The sequence below is a fragment of the Collimonas humicola genome, from assembly GCF_018304945.1.
Lineage (GTDB): Bacteria > Pseudomonadota > Gammaproteobacteria > Burkholderiales > Burkholderiaceae_D > Collimonas > Collimonas humicola.
Window position 1 is genome coordinate 301,854 of sequence record NZ_JAGQEE010000008.1, and the last position, 17,400, is coordinate 319,253.

Here is a 17,400-nt window from a genome sequence, read left to right on the forward strand (position 1 = left end):
GCCATGAAAAACAAATTGCATCAAATATTCGCAATCCTCGGACTTGCAGTGAGCGCGCTGGTTGCCAGCGTCCCGGCCAGCGCCCAGCTGCGCATCGAAACCTCCGGCGTCGGCGCCAGCCAGATCCCGATCGCCATCGCCGGCTTCAGCGATGAAAACCTGGCGCCGCAACAGGTCACCGCCATCATCAAGGCCGACCTCGCGCGCAGCGGCTTCTTCAAGATCATCGATACCGGCGACGTCATCTCCGAAGCCAGCCAGGTCAACCTGCCCGACTGGAAAGCGCGCGGCGCCGACGCACTGGTGGTCGGCAGCGTGCAGCGCCTGGCCGACGGCCGTTTCGATGTGCGCTACCGCTTGCTCGATACCGTCAAATCGTCCCAGCTGTCAGCCCTGGCGATGGCTGCCGCGCCGCAGTACACGCGGGTCACCGCCCACAAGATCGCCGATGACATCTACGAAAAACTGATCGGCGCGCGCGGCGCTTTCGCTACCCGCATCGCCTACATCATCAAGGCCGGCAAGGAATACCGGCTGGAAGTGGCAGACTCCGACGGCGAAGGCACGCAAGTGGCCTTGCGCTCCAACGAACCGATCATCTCGCCGGCCTGGTCGCCGGACGGCACCAAGGTGGCCTACGTTTCGTTTGAAGCGAAGAAGCCGGTGGTGTATGTGCAGAACCTGATCACCAAACAGCGCATCGTGGTGGCCAACTACAAGGGCAGCAACTCGGCGCCGTCGTGGTCGCCGGACGGCAGCAAGCTGGCGATTGCGCTGGCGCGCGACGGCCTGACCCAGGTCTACGTGGTCAACAGCGACGGCGGCAACCTGCGCCGCCTGACCCAGACCAACGGCATCGACACTGAACCGCAATTTTCGGCTGACGGCCAGAGCATCTACTTCACCAGCGACCGCAGCGGCGGCCCGCAAATCTACAAGATGAGCGCCAACGGCGGCGACGCCCAGCGCGTGACCTTCGGCGGCAGCTACAACATCAGCCCGCGGATTTCACCGGACGGCAAGACATTAGCGTATATTTCGCAGCGCGGCGGCCGCTTCCAGCTGTATGCGCTGGACCTGACCAACAACCAGGAGCAGCGTTTGTCGGATACGGTCAAGGATGAATCCCCAAGTTTTTCACCCAATGGCAAATACATCATGTACGCCACGGAATCAGGACGCCGCGGTTCGCTGGCGGTGGTCTCGGTTGACGGCCGCGTGAAACAGCGTTTAACTATGCAGGCAGGCGATATACGGGAGCCTACTTGGGGTCCTTTCATGAAATAATCAGGTTTTACTTTGAATCGACGTTCGTTTCCCACTCTGGAGAATTAAAAAATGCTAAATATCAGAAACTTTGCCCTTATCGTCGCCAGCGCCATCTTGCTGGCTGCCTGCTCATCCCCTGTCAAGCTGGACGACAAGGCGGTTCCGGTAGTCGATAGCGGCGCCACCGGCGCGGACGCACGTTCGGTCAATACGGTTGACGCCGGCTCCAGCGATCCGCTGAACCAGCCAGGCGGCATCCTCTCCAAGCGCAGCATCTACTTTGATTTCGACAGCTACATCGTCAAGGACGAGTTCAAGTCGGTGGTCGAAGCGCACGCCCAGTACCTGAACAGCCACAAGAACCGCAAGATCATCATCCAAGGCAATACCGATGACCGCGGCGGCCGTGAGTACAACCTGGCGCTGGGACAAAAGCGTGCTGAAGCGGTTCGCAAGGCGCTGGTATTGTTAGGCGTATCCGACACCCAGGTCGAAGCAGTCTCGCTGGGCAAGGAAAAACCTAAGGCCCTCGGCAGCGACGAAGCGTCCTACGCTGAAAACCGCCGTTCAGATATCGTTTATCAATAATGATGCGGACGTTCTTCAAAGCTACGATGACCGCGGCCATGCTGGCCGCGGTTTTTTCCGCTCCGACCGCCCGCGCCGGGCTGTTTGACGACGATGAAGCACGTCGGGCGATATTAGACATACGCGCCAAGATTGACGCGGTCAATGCACGGGTCGACGCCAAGGCGGACAAAACCAGTTCGCTCAGCCTGTCGGACCAGAATGAGCGCCTGAATCAGGAGCTGGCCAAGCTGCGTGGACAGATCGAAGTGCTCACCAATGAGCTGGCCAACACGCAGCAGCGCCAGAAAGATTTCTACGTCGACCTGGATACGCGCCTGCGCAAGCTGGAACCGCAAAAGGTCAGCGTCGACGGCCAGGAAGTCAACATCGGCGCCAACGACCAGAAAACTTATGACGCAGCGCTGGCGACCTTCAAGTCCGGCGACTACAAGGGTGCAGCCGCAGCCTTCTCCAGCTTTGTGCGCAGCAGCCCGGACTCCGGCCTGGCGCCATCGGCACAATACTGGCTGGGCAATGCCTACTATGCCCTGCGCGACTACAAGAATGCGATTGCAGCCCAACAGGTGGTCGTCACCAAATATGCCGACAACCCCAAGGCCGCGGATGCATTGCTGAATATCTCCAGCAGCTACACCGAGCTGAAGAACAAGCCGCAGGCGAAGCGCGCGCTGGAGCAACTGCTGTCGCAGTATCCCAACACGCCGGCAGCGCAGACGGCAAAAGAACGCCTGGCCACGCTGAAGTAGGCGCCGAATATTATTTTGCGGATTTCGCAAATAAAAGCGCATATAGGTTTGACACCTGATATGCGCTTTGTCTATAATAGCGGTCTTTCGGGTCGTTAGCTCAGCTGGTAGAGCAGCGGACTTTTAATCCGTTGGTCGCAGGTTCGAATCCCGCACGGCCTACCACGAATAAGCAGTACAGATAAGGCCCTCAGCAATGAGGGCCTTTTTCTTTGTCCTCTGACGTTCGATCACCGATGCCGGATCCCCTTATAGAAATTCTCAATTCCCTGTCGCCCTTGTTTTGGGCAATCCACTGAAGGCTTGATAAGCCGCATAGCCTTCAGGCCTTGAGCAACGAATGCATCGCGCCAAGCGCAGCTGGCTCAATCAAAGCAAAGTAGAACGATCTCTGGGAAATGACGTGCAACGAATTTGCCACAGCAAATCGTGAAGGCCGGAACTGGCGCCGAGAGCCGGTTCTGCAAGGTTCGCACGACTCAGTAGCATGTGAAGAACCAGTTCCTTGCCCAAGGCAGTTTACGGACCAGGGAGCTGATTTTATTTGTAGGCAAAAAACAAGGTCAGCAACGAACAGCATTGGCCTCATTGCAAGACCCGCCCCTTGCCTATTGTCGATAAGCGCGTGGCATTTGATTCGTTTCGCGCTTCATTGACACAAAATCAGCCTGTGTAGGCACCCTTATACCAGCCTTCACCATCCCAGCACCACTCGGTCGTTTGGCTGCCAGTGGTTGCGTAGACGCGGATATGGATGGTGCTTCCGTTCAACCAGCTGGTTGCAGAGGCATTTTCACCAGGTTGCTTAAAAGCGCCTGTGTACCACCCCTTCGGTCCGTCGTAGCAACGTTCAGTGATTGTAGAGCCATTGGAAGTATAAACACGGATCGACGGCGAGCTGGTTCCCCATGAAACGGCGGCAGTTTGAGTTGACATTTTTAAACTCCTAGGATGAGTTGAATAAAGTGACGAACTAAAACACTTCAGCGATCACGACATGCGCGTCACTGCGATGGTGCTCATCCAGAGTAGCAAGCGGCCAGCGAAATAAACACCTGTCAACTTTCGCAGCGAGCGGATGCAGGCACAATCTTGCGGACGCTGGATCCGGGGTCAATACAGTTTGGCTGGATGAGAAATGATGAGTCATCAAATGATGGCAATAGCCAGCCCAAAAAAACTGCAGCCCCTCCCCTCGGCATGCTCCGGCCGTCCCAGGCTTGCCGCCAGCCAGGGAAAATTCAAAGACACTATTTATTTCCCATGAGAAACAATGTAATCTAGCCCGCAAGGATCATGCAACGCCGATCCCTCCTGGCTGCTGAAAACGCATTTTGAGTCAAACGAAGCGCAGATCTTGCGCATCGTTATGGGGGAGCATGACGAAGCAATCGTAGTAAATCCCCCCACTGACATGCGGCTTCGGAAGGCCTAATTTCTACTCATACGATTGTGCATTGTGCTGCGCCGGCAATCCAATCATCAGGGGAGATTCATAATGAAGAATATATGCACGTTGCTGATACGCGCTGCGGCTGCCTTGTGGCTGATTATTCCTTTGGGCTTGATATCGAACGCCGGCGCCAATCCTCTTTTTGCAAGGCAAACCAGCCTGAAGTGCTCGTCCTGCCATACCATCTATCCCGAGCTGACGCCGTTCGGCCGGAAATTCAAGCTGGGGGGATATACCTTGGGGGAACGCGAGAAGATTCCGCTGGCCTTCATGGCCATCGTCTCGCGCAACTCGATCAACAATAATACGGACAAATCCAGCGGCGACATGCTGTTCGCGAAGAACCGCGAATTGGTGGTCGAGGCAGCCAGCCTGTTTACCGGCGGGAAATTCACCGATTACGCCGGCGGCTTTGTCCAATGGACCTACAACAATATCAGCACCACCGACAACCAGAGATATTACGGGCACGGCGCGCTGGACAATACCGATCTGCGGCTGGTGAAAATGACCGGCACGGAAGAAAAGCCGACGTTTTTCGGCCTGACCTTGCACAACAACCCTACCGTTCAAGACATCTGGAATACGACGCCGGCCTGGAGCTTTCCATACTACAGCCCGACCATCGCCGGCCCGGGCCGCGGCGTGCCGACCTTCCTTGAGTCCGGCGTGCGGGTGGCGGGCATCGGCGCCTACACTTACCTGTTCGATGCGCTCTATCTGGAGGCAGCCTCGTATCAAACCGCCAAAGGTCCGCTTTCGGTTTTACGCTCGGGTACGCCCGATGCGCAAAGAGTATCGCTGTCAGGCGGCAATCCTTACTTGCGCGCGACCTACACCTTCGGCAGCGACCATCAGAATTTCACCATCGGCGCCACCGCCGCCCGGGTGGCGATGAAGGCGCCGGACATGACTCCCCAGGGCGACCGCTTCACCGACCTGGGATTCGACGCCACCTATCAGTTCTTCAGCAAGGACGACCTCCATATTGTCACCGCCATGGCTTCCACCATCCACGAGAAAGCCGATTGGCGGGCCGGCTTCCCGAACGGGAACAACGATAATCCGAGCTCGAACCTGCGCTCCACCCGCGCCAAGCTCAGTTATCTATATGACCGTACCTACGGCATTACGGGCGCTGTGTTCAAGCTCACCGGCGATGCCGACTTCGCGCGATTCCCCACCAACAATGGCAAGCCGGACACCGCGGGCTATATCGTCGAACTGAATTACTGGCCGCACTACGTTTTCAACTGGGACCCGCAGGCGAACATCCGCTTCGGGCTGCAATACACCGGCTATACGAAATTCAATGGCAGTAAAACGAATTACGACAGCACCCTGAGAGATGCCAAGGACAACAACACGCTTTACCTGTACGCCTGGCTCATGTTCTGACAGCCGCCAGGCGTATTTTCCAAACCGTAGTGCGGGCGTAACGGATAGATGCGGGCAATCCAGGCTGGCCCATTTTATTCGAAGAGGAAACGCCATGAACCAAGAGAAAAAAACATCGCGCCGCATTATGCTATGCCGCAGCGGCGCTGTGCTGGGAGCGATCATCCTGACTCCTCTCGCGACGCACTCGCCGCCTGCCCATGCAGGCTCCACGAAAAAAGGCATGCTGCATTACCAGGATAGCCCCAAGGATGGAAGGATGTGCGCCGACTGCGCCGCGTACACACCGCCGCCGTCGTCGGACCAAGGCACCGGCACCTGCAAAATCGTGGAAGGCCCGGTCAATCCCCAAGGCTGGTGCATGGCATACTCGCACCGCTGAAGGATCGCAGCAAACCGTCGTCAAACAGCAGGCAAAAACGGCGCTGCAATTCGGCGCCGCTGCATCTGCAGGCCATGTGCTTGATCAAGCTGCTCGATCAAGCAGCCGGCGGCTACGCGTCCCGCTCATTCCAGCGAAATTGCCGAGCTGTCAGGCGGCTTTTTGGAAGACAGGTCCGGCGACAACGCCGGACTGCCGGCCGCTCCGTTGGCGCTGTGCGAGGAATGGTTGACATGCTCGATCAAGCCCATGTCCAGGGCCATCAGGATCAGCTCAGCCGAATTGTGCAGACCGAGCTTGTGCATCAGATTGGCGCGATGCTTTTCGACGGTCTTGGCGCTGATATTGAGAAATTCGCCGGTCATGCGATTGGTGCGTCCCTCCGCCACCAGCTTGAGGATGCTGCGTTCGCGCGCGGTGAGCTTGTTCCAGGGCGTCACCGCCTTCGGCGCATCGCATCGATGCAGGAAATCGTTGATCAAGTGCATGGAGACGTCGGGGCAAATATATTTCTTGCCGCCGATGACCGTCTGGATCGCAATCACGAACTCATCGTACGAAGCATCTTTCAAGACATAGCCGTCCGCCCCCACCCGCAGCGCTTCCGTCACATATTCGTCGGTCTTGTAGACCGTCAGCACAAGCACGCGGATATCCGGCACGCGCCTTTTGATCTGCGCCGTAGCCTCGATGCCGTTCATGCCAGGCAGGGACAGGTCCATGAGGATCATGTCCGGACGCAACGACAATGCCTCGCGGATGGCTTCTTTTCCTTCGCGTGCTTCGCCCACCACCTCATAGTTGGGCAACGCCGTGATCATTGACCGCAGCCCGTGCCGTAGCAGATTGTGGTCCTCGACTATCAGAATTCGGTAGGTCATGGCTTTCCTCCGCTGGCTACGGGTGGATGCGACAATGGCGACGGCAATTTGCGGCTGGTTTTCCCCGATACAGGTGGACTAAACAGGAATCTCCATTGATTGTAGGTCTCAAATCCCTCAAATGCACTATCGGCGCGAGAAAAACCGCTGCGTTTGATGGTCGGCGTTGTAGAACTGCTGACTACGCCGCTGATTTGTTCGCCATTGCGCAGCAATTCAAATGGCTGGCCGGTGACCGGATCCGCATAGGCGCGCCGCAAATGCCGTACTGGCACCGGGAAACGCTGATCTTCAACCAGGTCGTCAATGCTCGTCGGCAGCGTCTTGCCGGCCCCGGGCGTGGCGTAATAGTAGTGTTCGATCGCCAGCCGGTACTGGTCGCCGACATACAGCAACTCCGCCTCGGTCTCGCGCTGCCGTTCGAACGACCAGACTTCGACCGCCCCCATCAGCGCCACAGCCATCAGCGCCAGGGTCAGCAGCAGCGCCAGCAAGACGATGCCGCGTGCGGGAAGCTTAATTCGTGGTTGCGCTAACATTCTCGCTCCCCGCGGTCTTTGCCGCGCTCCGCACATCGTAAACCCCGCTCAGGGCGGGATCGATGGGAGCAATGGCAATCCAGTTAGGGCTCTCTGTCATCGGATCTACCGGGACGCTGCGCAAATAATGCTTCTGCACCAGTTCGTCGAGTGTTTCCGGATAGCGGCCCTGATCGCCGAAGAATTTGTCCAGCGCGTCGCGCATGGTTGCCAGGTTTTGCTGCTGCACCTTGACCTTGCCGTTATCAAGTGCGACGAAATAGCGCGGCACGGCGAGCGTCAGCAGCAGGCCGATCAGCGCCATGACGATCACCATTTCGATCAGCGTGAAGCCATGCCGGCAGCCGCCGGCCTTTTGTCCTGGATGCTTGCCGCGCAAGAGTGGGAACGTTCGCAACATGGCTACCACTCCTTGTAGGCGATGCCGTTCAAGCCCTTGCCGGTCGAGAGCGACGCCACGTCATACACGTCGTTCCCCGGCACCGGGTCGGTAGGCGGACTGCCATAGCTGCGCAACGCCCAGGTTTGTTCCGCCGGCTGGGTTGGATCCGGGTAGAACGGGTCGCGCGGCACATGGCGCAGGAATACCAGGCGGGAGTGATTCACATCCTTGGCATTTTCGACGCCGTTCACCAATATTTCCAAGGAGGGCGGATAGCCGGAATCGCCCGACTCCAGCGTAATCTGGCCGGTGTCGGCCGCGGTCTTGTAGTTATCCAGGGCGACGCGGATCTGGCGCAAGGCCAGTTTCAGCTCGGTTTCCTTCAGGCGGGTCGCCGAAATTTCGTAGAGCGGCAACGCGACCAGCGCCACTAGGCCTACCAAGGCCAGCGTGATGACCAGCTCTATGAGCGTAAATCCGCGCGTTTTCATGGCTCGATCTTCAGCTTCAGCGGTTGTGGCCGGGAGATGTTGCGCAGAGCGCCGCCGCTCATGCCAAGCTGCGCCAGCTGCATCTCCACCGTTGTCTGCCTGCTCGATACCTTGGCGGCGAAGGTCAGGTTCATCAGCGCCCCCGAGCCGGCGAAGAACTTGCCGGCGTCGGCGTCCAGCGTCATGTTGACGCGGCCGGCGGCGTCGTTGACGGTCGGATCGATGTTATTGACGCCGACCCGGCTGCTGACCGCTCCAGGGCTGGCGCCGACAAAGGACAGCACGCGCGGATCGTAGAGGATAAAGAATGGCAGCGAATGAACGCCATTGAAACTTGAAGCGTTCAAAGTGACCTTGAACTGATCTCCCGCCTTGACGCTGTCAAGCTTGCTCCAGGTGATCTGCGGCCTGCCGCCGGCACTGTTAGCGCTACCGTCGGCGCCGCTATCCCCGCTGCCTGGCGCCGGGCTTGCTGCCGGACTTGCCGATTGAGCGCTTTTGTCTGCTGCAGCAACAGCCGGCATGCCGGCGGCAACCATGACCGGTGCGGCGTTTGCAGGCGGCGCAGCGGCGCTTGCTGCTGCGGGTATCTCCGCGGCCGCCGAACTGACCGGCACGGCCGCCGGCGCAACCGCGGGCACCGCAGCTGCCGGCACACTATCCGGAGGCAGGGCCGCTGACTGATCGGTCGACGCCGGCGTGACAGGCTCCGGTATCGGCACAGGCGCGGGCACAGGCGCAACCGCCGGCGGCGCAGGCATAGGTGCGGTTGATGGGTAGGCTCCATCCAGCGGCGGCGGATTGAGGACTTTCTCGACGCCTTGCGGCTGCGACGCCGACGGTGTCGGCGCGCTAGGCGACACGCCGTTCAGGATGGCTGGCGTGACCGGCGGCACCGTTGGCGCGGATACTGCGGCAGGCGGCGCCGGCGGTGTTACTGCTGCAGCCGGCACAGGTGCCGGTGCGGCGTCGGCGCGCGGCGCGTTACTGCTTACGCCGCTGCTGGAGCCCGACACGCTGGAGATCGGATCAAGTCGGAACTGGCCCGAGTGAATCGTGGTTTCGGTGCCGGACCAGACATCGCGCATCGTGTCTTCGGCAATGCCTTGCGCGCGCAAGATGCGGGGCGTGATCGACAGCACGATCTCGGTCTTGGTGTGATCGCCGTTATGTTCCGAGAACAAGCGCCCGATGATCGGCAACTGGCCGAGGCCAGGAACCTTGGCGGCGGCATTGCGATCGGAATCGCTGATCAAGCCGCCCAGCACCTGGGTTTCGCCGTCGCGCAGGCGCAGGCTGGTGGTGGCGCTGCGGGTGCCGATCTGATAGGCGAGCGAGCCGGAAGGGCCTGAGATTTCCTTGACGATGTTGCTGACCTCCAGGTTCAGCTTGATGCCGACCTCGCCTTCCGGATAGACATGCGGTTCGGCTTCAAGCTTGATGCCGACGTCGATATACTGGATCGAGCCGGTGACCACCGAGGCGCCGGTTTGCACCGGCGTCACGGTATTGGTGATGATAGGCACCTTGTCGCCGATCAGGATCTTCGCCTTTTCATGATCGCGCACGCGGATGCGCGGACTGGCCAGCAGGTTGGCGTCGGTATCCTGGAGCTTGAAGCCTATGCCCAGCGAGAACGGCGTGACCTGCAGCTGGCCGCGCGTCAGATCGCCGAGGGCGCCAAGGGTCAGCGTGCCGGCGGCCCCGGTCGGGGTCGATATGGTGGCGCTGTTGGGCCAGGTGATGCCAAGGTCGGTCAGGCGGTCGCGGGAAATTTCCAGCACTTCGACTTCCAGCATCACTTCGGCATCGGCCAGATCGTGGGCCGCGATGACCTTGGCGGCGACATCCAGCGCCTCCGGCGTATCGCGCAAGACCAGCGTGTTGGTGCGTTCGTCGACCAGGGCATCCTTGATCTTCAGCACCGACTTGAGCACTGTCAGGATGTACTTCGCATCGCCGTTCGAAATATGGAAGGTGCGCACTTTCAGCTCTTGATATTCCTTTTGCTTGGCCGCGGTGGCCGGATAAATGAACATCGTATTGACGTTGAGCACTTTCTTTTCGAGCTGGTTCTGCAGCAGGATCAGATTGACGGTATCTTCGACCGAGCCTTCATGCACAAAGATGGTGGTTTTCAGATCGGGGCGCACGTCGCGGTCGAAGATCACGTTGAGGCCGGTGGTGCGGGACAAGGCCTCGAACACCATGCGCAGGTTGGCGTCGCGGAACTGCAGCGTGACCGGCTTTTTCATCACCGATTGCGAGGCGGTCAATGCCTCTTTGGCGCGATGCTGGGTATCGATCTCGGTATTCACCTTGCGCAGCAACAGCTGCGCATTGGGGTTGGCCGGATTCTCCAGTATCACCACCATGGTGCGTTCGCGCGCCATATCCAGTTTGCCGGCAGCGTACATTTTTTCGGCTTCGGCCAGGATATCCCTATGGCGCACGTCCATGTCGATGTCAGACACGCCGCGCCGGGCGCGCTCGTTGGAACCGTCGAGCTGCAACGCCTCCAGATAGGAATTGCGCGCTTCCTTGGTATCGCCGGCCGAACGCTGCTCATCGCCTTGCTGTATCAATTTTTTCGTTTCTTCGTCAAGACGGTTGATGTAATCGAGCTTGTACGGCAGGTTGCCGGGATCCTGGCGCATAGCTTCGCGCATGTTGGCGAGTCCCTCGGCGACATGGCCCTCCTTGATCTGGCGCTGGCCGTCCGAGTGCAGCTGCTGTGCCGCGCAACCGGCCAGCGCGCCTATGATCAGCAGCAGCGCAGCCGGACGACGCCAGCTTGTTGACATGGTTTGGATAAGGCGCATTACAGCCCCCCGGAAATCAAAATGGATTGCCGCTGGTTGAGCGGAAGATAGGTCAGGACAATTTCCTTGGCGCTGACGGAATCGATGCGATAGGTTCCTTCCACGGTGTCTCCCGTGGTCACCAGCAATAACTGGTCGTCCTTCGCCAAAAACGCAGTAGGCTTGGCCTGATCCTGCAGCAATCCGACAAAATTGAAAGGCATGGGCGGCGCAGTCGGCGGCGGCGGCGGTGGCGGCGGCAACTCCTTGGGCGGAGGTGGCGGCGGCGGCAGCCAGCTGTTGGCGGCAAATAAATTGCTTGCAGCGCTCTGATCCAGGCTGGCCCGCACCGGCGGTGCTATCGTTTTTGGCAGAGCTGCCTCCGCTGCGCCCGGCTTGCTGTTCCCCGCTTGATGATTGCCTGCGGTTCGCGTCACCGGCTCAATCACCCCGGATTCGGCAGAGCCGCCCGAAAACACCATGGCGCCATAGGAAACCAGCGCACCGGCAACCAGCACCAGTCCTATTTGCCGCCGTGAGAATCGGTTGCGCATGTCAGGCTCCGCGGTAGACAAAAGTGAAATGGATCCGCGCATCCTGGATCGTGCTGTTCACCGCGGCGCGTTCGATATGCAGTTCGGCCAGCGATGCATTGGGAATGGCATTGAGCACGCCGGCAATAAAGCCGCGCAAGGTGTCGTAGCTGGCTTTTACCGGCAGCACTACCTCATAGCTGATGAAGGCCGCGCCCTGCGCATCCGACATGTGATACTCGCCCTTGACCAGATCGAGCTTGGCCAGCTGCGCTTGCTCCATCAGGCGCCGCAGATCGCCCGCATTGCGGTCGATCGTCGGAAACCATGCGGTAAAGCGCAGCAGCTGCTCGCTGGTTTTCGGCTGGATCCGATGTTCGAGCCGGGCCCGGTTCAGATCGACCAGCGCGGCGCCGGTCTGCAGCTTGATCTCGCCGGCATTCTTTTCCCAGCGCGGCGCGACCGCGAGAGCAATTATCAAAGTGAGGGCCAGCATCAAGATGCCCGCTGCGCCGGGCCAGCCGATGCGGCGCGCAAGCGCATAACGCAGCGCCAGCGCCATTGAGCTCATGCGGTTCATCGCTCCTCCCAATGCGCCTGGATTTGAAAGCGGACCGGCGAGCCGGGCTGGGTTTGTATCTGGTGCGAAGTCAGGATGACGCGCTGCAGGCCCGGCTGGTCCTGGAGATAGGACAGGTAATCCAGCATGGTGGCAAGATCCTTCGCCTCGCCGACCAGATGCAATTGCCGGCGTGAAGCGACCGGCTCCACCGACAGCAAGGCTACATGCTCCATCGGCGCCGATTCGAGCACTTTGAGCAGGCGATCCCAAGGCGTGTTCAACTGGCCGGCGATCTGCGCCGCGTTCTTAAAATTCTGCAACTCGGCGGGCGTGACCTTGGCGCCAACCTGGTCGGCATTCTTGACCGAATGGAGGCGCAGCACCATGGCGTCATACACGGTCTGCTGGGTCTTGCGCGCGCTGTAAGCCGACGACAGCTGCACGCCCGCATAGACGCTTGCCACGGCGCCCGCCACCAGGAGCGCCACACCGATCGACGGCAACTTGCGACGCTCGGTGGAAAAATCCAGATCCAGTTTTTGAAGAGAGGCCATGGCATTTGGCTCCTAGGCGAAATTCGAGGCCAAACCGGGCGCTGCATCGGCAGCCGCCGCCGTCTCCGGGCGCGACGGCAGGCGCTGCCAGCGGCTGCTTGCCGCGGCCGGGATATCGCCTATGTCGGCATCGAAATAGATCGGCAATCCAGCGTAGTCCGGCACGCACAGGCGGCGGCAAAATGCCTCGCAGCTGTCGCTCAAGGCGGGCCAGTCATTTTCCGATAAGCGTTCGGCGGCAAGCGCTTGCCATTTGCCATCCCGCAGCCAGCCGAGCATCAAAGCGCTGCCGCGCAAACGCGCCAATAGCGCGCTGTCGTTCTTGTTGCGCGCAAAGTAGCCGTTCCAGAACGCCGCGAAGCCCGGCTCCAGCCGGTTCAGGCGGCATCCGGCATCGTCGCAGGCCAGCCTGATCGCATCCGTCAGGGCTGCCGGCATGCCGCACACCACCGCGCTCAAGCCATCCAGCTGGACCGAACAGCGCATCTCCAGCGAACCGGCATCGAGGCCCAAGGTATCGGCCATGCCAAACGCAGCCAGGCGATCCAGCTCGGCCGGCGGCAGGCGGCGTGCATCGATAGTCAGTACGTCGTAGTGAACCAGGGTGTCTGCCACTTCGACATTCAGCCTGGAGGCTTGATACACGGCGCGCTCCGATCTGCCGCGCAACTGCGGCAAGATGTCGCGAATCGCCTTGCCGATGCCATCGTATGCGCCGGGCGCGCCGTCAGGCCTGGCGACCGGCACGACGATGCCGTCCCGCCGCAGGCCGGCTTCTGGCATCGGCGCCGTCACTTGATGCGGTTCGACCACGATTTGCAGCGGCTTATTCCACAGGCGTAACACGATTGATCTCCTCAAGAGTGGTCATGCCGGCCGCCACCAGGGCAACCGCCGCTTCGCGCAGCGTTTTCAGGCCGTTCTGGCGGGCGGCATGCTTGATCTTGGAAATGGCGGCGCGCTCCACCATCAAATCGCGCAACGTGTCGTTCAGCGAAAGCGTCTCCGCGATCGCGCGCCGGCCCTTGAATCCGCTGCCGCGGCAGTGCGCGCACCCTACTCCGTGCTTGAAATCGAAACTGGCCAGCGCCATGGGGGAAGTGCCCAGGCCCGAGCGCAGCATCAGTTCCTTGTCAGGGTGATCGTCGGCGACGCACATCGGACAATTGATGCGCACCAGCCGTTGCGCCAGGATGCCGTTGAGGGCGGAGACGAAACTGTAGGAATCGACGCCCATGTTGGTGAAGCGCCCGATGACGTCGAACACGTTGTTGGCATGCACGGTGGTGAACACCTGATGGCCGGTAAGCGCCGCCTGCACCGCGATTTGCGCGGTTTCCGGATCGCGTATTTCACCCACCATGATTTTGTCAGGATCGTGGCGCAGTATCGAACGCAATCCGCGCGCAAAGGTCAGTCCTTTTTTCTCGTTGACCGGGATTTGCAGCACGCCGGACAGCTGGTATTCGACCGGATCCTCGATCGTCACGATCTTGTCGAGGCCGGTATTGATTTCCGTGATTGCCGCATAGATGGTGGTGGTCTTGCCGCTGCCGGTAGGCCCAGTCACCAGCAGCAAGCCGTAGGGAAGCTGCGACAGCCGGCGCACGAATTCCTTGGCCGGCTCGGCGAAGCCCAGGGTTTCCAGGCTCAAGGTTTGCAGTTCGCCCGACAAATGATAGCGGTCCAGCACCCGCAATACGGCATCCTCGCCGAACAGATTGGGCATGATCGAGACGCGCAGGTCGATTTCGCGCCCTTCGGCCAGCACTTTGAAGCGGCCGTCCTGAGGAATCCTGCGCTCCGCAATGTCGAGTTCGGAAATCACCTTGATGCGCGACAGCACCTGGTTCGCCAGATCGCTGCCGTCCAGGCGCTTGATCACGCTCAGGACGCCATCCAGCCGGTACTTGATGTTCAAGCCCTGCGGCTGGGTTTCGAGGTGGATATCGCTGGCGCCGGCGCGCAGTGCGTCATAGATGGTCGAATTGACCAGGCGCACGATGGTGCTCTCGGTGCTGCTGATGTCTTCGATCGAGATCGACAATGCGCTGTGGTCAGTCGCGTTGACGGTATCGGCAATGCCTACCGAATCCATCGCCCGCACTGTTTTCTCGATGACGGCCAGATAAGAGCGCACGTCGCCGGCGGTGGCGATGCCCCAGCTGACCGGCTGCTCGGCGCGGCTGCGCAAACGCGCGTTGATCCAGGCGCGGGTGCGCACATCCAAAGGATCCGTGGTCACCAGCAGCAATTCGCCCGCGGGTTCGATAAACGCCACGCACAGGCGCTTGCCGGCCTCGATGAACGACAGCAATTCAAAATCCGGCTTGAGCTGCCGCATCATCGCCATCGTCACCGGCCGCATCCTGAAGTAAGCCGCGGCTTCCGCAAGATAGGCGGCGGCATCGTCGCCGAAGCCCTCCGCAATCTGTTCGATGGTCTGCTGCGTGGAGCCGGTCTGCCCCTGTATCTCGCGGATGGACTCCGCATCCAAGGCGTTCCTGGCGGGGCGGAAAGCGGGGCTGTAGACGTTGTCCATGGCAGTCACTGAATACTGGATGCAAGGTCGAAAATCGGCAAATACATGAGCACCACGATGGCGCCGATAACGAGGCCGATGCACAGCATCAGCACCGGCTCGAACAAGCGTGTCGCCACATCGATGGCGCGGCTCAGGGTTGCCTCCTGAAAAGCGGCGATACGCGCCAGGATCTCGGCCAGCTTGCCGGTGCGTTGCGCCACCATCAGCATGCGCAAGGCCACCGGATCGGCCAGGCCGACCAGCTGCAGGGCCGGGCCGATAGCACACCCCTCCCGGATCGACGCCACCGCGTGGACCAGCTTGCGGTTGTCTTCCGGCGTCAGCAGCGAGCCGCACATGTCGAACGCGCGGACGACGGGAATGCCGCCCTCGATCAGCATGCCGCTGGTACGATAAAACTGGGCGTGGCGGAACATCCTGATCAGCGGCCCGACGATGGGCAGGCGCTGCAAGACAGGCAGGTTCCAGCCCGCACGCGAAGCATGGCGGATCGCCCAGATCAGCGCCAGGAAGGCGCCGATAAACACGGCGGCGACCAATTGCGGATGGGCATGGATGGTTTTGCCGAGCTGGATCAGGATCTGCGAAGCAAACGGGATCTCGCCCCGGGTAGACTCAATCAAGGTAGAGAATTTCGGCACCACCACAGCCAGCAGAAACAACACCACCAGCGACCCTACCCCCAGCAGCATCAATGGGTAGACTGCCGCCCCCAGCGCCTTGGAGCGGATCGTGCGCAGGGTTTCGAAATTGGCGGAATAACGGCGCAATGCAGCCGCCATGTCGCCGGTCTGCTCGCTGGCGGAGATGCTGGCAACCAGCAGTTGCGGAAAGACATCGGGCCGCTCGCCCATCACCGCGGAGAAGTTGCGGCCCTCCTTCAGCGCCTGCACCATTTTTTCGAATACGCGCCGGGTTTCCGCAAGGCGCTCTTTTTCGGCCAGGGTTTCAAGGGCGTCGATGATTCCGAGCCCCGCATCCAGCAGCGACGCCAGCTCGTGCGCGAACAGGGCGATGTCCAGGCGTGTGCGGGTAACGCTGACAGCGCCGCGGCCGCCCCAGGAAAAACTGTTGCGATGCGGTGTGCAGGAAAGGACGCGCAGGCCTTCCCTTTCGGCGAGCCGGGTTGCCGCCGCCGCATCGACGGCGGCTAAGCGCAGCGAGCGCATCGCGCCAGCCTGGGCTTTGGCCACAATGTCGAATTCAGTGACGCGAGCGACGGGCGCAGTGTTCATGGCGGCTCCCTAGTTAGACATCCAGTTGCCGACATCAGCGTTCTCGCCTGTGCCGCCGGGTTGCCCGTCTGCGCCCAGGGTGCTCAAGTCCAGCTCGCCGTGATCGCCAGGCGATTTGTAGATATAAGGACGGCCCCATGGGTCCATCGGCACAGCCTTTTTAAGATACGGCCCCTGCCATTTTTCTTCGTTGCCAGGCTTTACAAAAAGGCTGTCGAGGCCTTCATCGGTAGTAGGGTAATGCCCTACGTCAAGCCGGTATTGATCGAGCGCCTTCTCCAGCGACACAATCTGGGCACGCGCGATCTTGGTATTGGATTTGCCGATCTGGTCGAAATAGCGGGGAGCGACCATCCCGGCGAGAAGGCCGATGATGACGATGACGACGAGCAGTTCAAGCAGCGTGAAACCTGCGCGCCGTTGGTTAGGGGCCGGCGCAGGATGCTCCAAACAGGCGGCAGCGAGACGCGTCATTATTATTCTCCCTAGGCCGGCGTATGGTATTTTTTTCGACGGTTCTTCTGTGCTTGAATTTTTAGAAGACCCTGCGAGACCGACCCCTATGCTCTGTAGATTACTACGGCTTGTCTTAAAAGCTACTGGGTATATTCCCTCCATTTAGGGGGTGCATGGGTAGTTATCCTCAACCCGGCAAACGACCCTGCTTTCCGCAATGAAGCACCCCCGAAAAAGCACCTGGAAACGCTTCGCGTTTACCATCGCCGCGCTTTGCAAGGTAGGACAATCAAGTAGCTGAAGACCAGCCCCCCGCAACCGTGAATATTCTCTTCAAGCAACCAATAAAAATCGGAGAGCGATTGCTGTTGAAGTTGAAGTTGCTTTTGAAGTTGAAGTTGCTTTTGAAGTTGAAGTTGCTTTTGAAGTTGCGGTTGCTTTTGAAGTTGCGGTTGCTTTTGACGTTGCTTTTGAATTCCGCATGGAGACGTTGCCAAATCCGGCGCGTGTCAGCCGGGAATTGTGGGGAAAGATGTTTGAGCCGAAGGCGAGTTGCTTTCCCCACCCGGCTGACACGCGCCG

Annotated in this window: 19 protein-coding genes and 1 tRNA gene; 6 read left to right on the forward strand and 14 right to left on the reverse strand. The window is 60.1% G+C overall.

The window, feature by feature from the left end:
• The first annotated feature begins 3 nt into the window (after positions 1–3).
• From tolB to KHU30_RS21960, 4 genes are all read left to right on the forward strand, one after another.
• A complete protein-coding gene (gene tolB / locus KHU30_RS21945) occupies positions 4–1,287 on the forward strand; it encodes a Tol-Pal system beta propeller repeat protein TolB (protein WP_211444726.1) in 1,284 nt (427 codons plus the stop codon).
• 51 nt (positions 1,288–1,338) lie between these two features.
• A complete protein-coding gene (gene pal / locus KHU30_RS21950; protein ID WP_211444727.1) occupies positions 1,339–1,857 on the forward strand; it encodes a peptidoglycan-associated lipoprotein Pal in 519 nt (172 codons plus the stop codon).
• 2 nt (positions 1,858–1,859) lie between these two features.
• Positions 1,860–2,606 carry a tol-pal system protein YbgF gene (ybgF, locus tag KHU30_RS21955; RefSeq protein WP_211444761.1) on the forward strand — a complete coding sequence of 249 codons (747 nt, stop codon included), beginning with the start codon at positions 1,860–1,862 and terminating at the stop codon, positions 2,604–2,606.
• A gap of 89 nt (positions 2,607–2,695) precedes the next feature.
• Positions 2,696–2,771, forward strand: a tRNA-Lys gene (locus KHU30_RS21960).
• Between the two features lie 498 nt (positions 2,772–3,269).
• Here KHU30_RS21960 and KHU30_RS21965 read toward each other — a convergent pair.
• Positions 3,270–3,542, reverse strand: a complete 273-nt coding sequence (locus tag KHU30_RS21965) for a fucose-binding lectin (RefSeq protein ID WP_211444728.1) — start codon at positions 3,540–3,542, stop codon at positions 3,270–3,272.
• Positions 3,543–4,104: 562 nt separating this feature from the next.
• Here KHU30_RS21965 and KHU30_RS21970 point away from each other — a divergent pair.
• A complete protein-coding gene (locus KHU30_RS21970; RefSeq protein ID WP_211444729.1) occupies positions 4,105–5,457 on the forward strand; it encodes a cytochrome C in 1,353 nt (450 codons plus the stop codon).
• A gap of 94 nt (positions 5,458–5,551) precedes the next feature.
• Positions 5,552–5,839, forward strand: a complete 288-nt coding sequence (locus KHU30_RS21975) for a high-potential iron-sulfur protein (protein ID WP_211444730.1) — start codon at positions 5,552–5,554, stop codon at positions 5,837–5,839.
• Positions 5,840–5,964: 125 nt separating this feature from the next.
• Here the strand turns inward: KHU30_RS21975 and KHU30_RS21980 are convergent, their stop codons facing one another.
• The 13 genes from KHU30_RS21980 to KHU30_RS22040 form a co-directional block, all read right to left on the reverse strand.
• Positions 5,965–6,720, reverse strand: coding sequence for a response regulator (locus KHU30_RS21980; RefSeq protein WP_211444731.1), 756 nt, complete (start codon positions 6,718–6,720; stop codon positions 5,965–5,967).
• A complete protein-coding gene (locus KHU30_RS21985; protein WP_211444732.1) occupies positions 6,717–7,259 on the reverse strand; it encodes a type II secretion system protein in 543 nt (180 codons plus the stop codon). The genes KHU30_RS21980 and KHU30_RS21985 overlap by 4 nt, the downstream gene beginning before the upstream one ends.
• Positions 7,237–7,659: a type II secretion system protein gene (locus KHU30_RS21990; protein WP_211444733.1), complete on the reverse strand. Its 423-nt coding sequence runs from the start codon at positions 7,657–7,659 to the stop codon at positions 7,237–7,239. The genes KHU30_RS21985 and KHU30_RS21990 overlap by 23 nt, the downstream gene beginning before the upstream one ends.
• A gap of 2 nt (positions 7,660–7,661) precedes the next feature.
• A complete protein-coding gene (locus KHU30_RS21995) occupies positions 7,662–8,132 on the reverse strand; it encodes a type II secretion system protein (RefSeq protein ID WP_211444734.1) in 471 nt (156 codons plus the stop codon).
• Positions 8,129–10,954: a cohesin domain-containing protein gene (locus KHU30_RS22000; RefSeq protein WP_211444735.1), complete on the reverse strand. Its 2,826-nt coding sequence runs from the start codon at positions 10,952–10,954 to the stop codon at positions 8,129–8,131. The genes KHU30_RS21995 and KHU30_RS22000 overlap by 4 nt, the downstream gene beginning before the upstream one ends.
• On the reverse strand, positions 10,954–11,487 hold the full coding sequence (locus KHU30_RS22005) for a hypothetical protein (protein ID WP_211444736.1): 534 nt from the start codon (positions 11,485–11,487) through the stop codon (positions 10,954–10,956). The genes KHU30_RS22000 and KHU30_RS22005 overlap by 1 nt, the downstream gene beginning before the upstream one ends.
• Before the next feature lies 1 nt (position 11,488).
• Entirely contained in the window at positions 11,489–12,037 is a 549-nt protein-coding gene (locus KHU30_RS22010; protein ID WP_211444737.1) for a hypothetical protein, read from the reverse strand.
• Between the two features lie 5 nt (positions 12,038–12,042).
• Complete coding sequence (locus tag KHU30_RS22015; protein ID WP_211444738.1) at positions 12,043–12,582, reverse strand: hypothetical protein; 540 nt, start codon at positions 12,580–12,582, stop codon at positions 12,043–12,045.
• Positions 12,583–12,594: 12 nt separating this feature from the next.
• The gene (locus KHU30_RS22020) at positions 12,595–13,428 is read right to left on the reverse strand and encodes a hypothetical protein (protein ID WP_211444739.1); all 834 of its coding nucleotides are present in this window, start codon (positions 13,426–13,428) and stop codon (positions 12,595–12,597) included.
• Positions 13,409–15,124, reverse strand: a complete 1,716-nt coding sequence (locus KHU30_RS22025) for a GspE/PulE family protein (protein WP_211444740.1) — start codon at positions 15,122–15,124, stop codon at positions 13,409–13,411. Before KHU30_RS22025 ends, KHU30_RS22020 begins: the two co-directional genes overlap by 20 nt.
• A 5-nt stretch (positions 15,125–15,129) precedes the next feature.
• Positions 15,130–16,362 carry a type II secretion system F family protein gene (locus KHU30_RS22030; RefSeq protein WP_211444741.1) on the reverse strand — a complete coding sequence of 411 codons (1,233 nt, stop codon included), beginning with the start codon at positions 16,360–16,362 and terminating at the stop codon, positions 15,130–15,132.
• Between the two features lie 9 nt (positions 16,363–16,371).
• The gene (gene gspG / locus KHU30_RS22035) at positions 16,372–16,836 is read right to left on the reverse strand and encodes a type II secretion system major pseudopilin GspG (protein ID WP_211444742.1); all 465 of its coding nucleotides are present in this window, start codon (positions 16,834–16,836) and stop codon (positions 16,372–16,374) included.
• 271 nt (positions 16,837–17,107) lie between these two features.
• The coding region (locus tag KHU30_RS22040) for a hypothetical protein (protein WP_211444743.1) at positions 17,108–17,400 on the reverse strand (293 nt) is incomplete at its 5' end.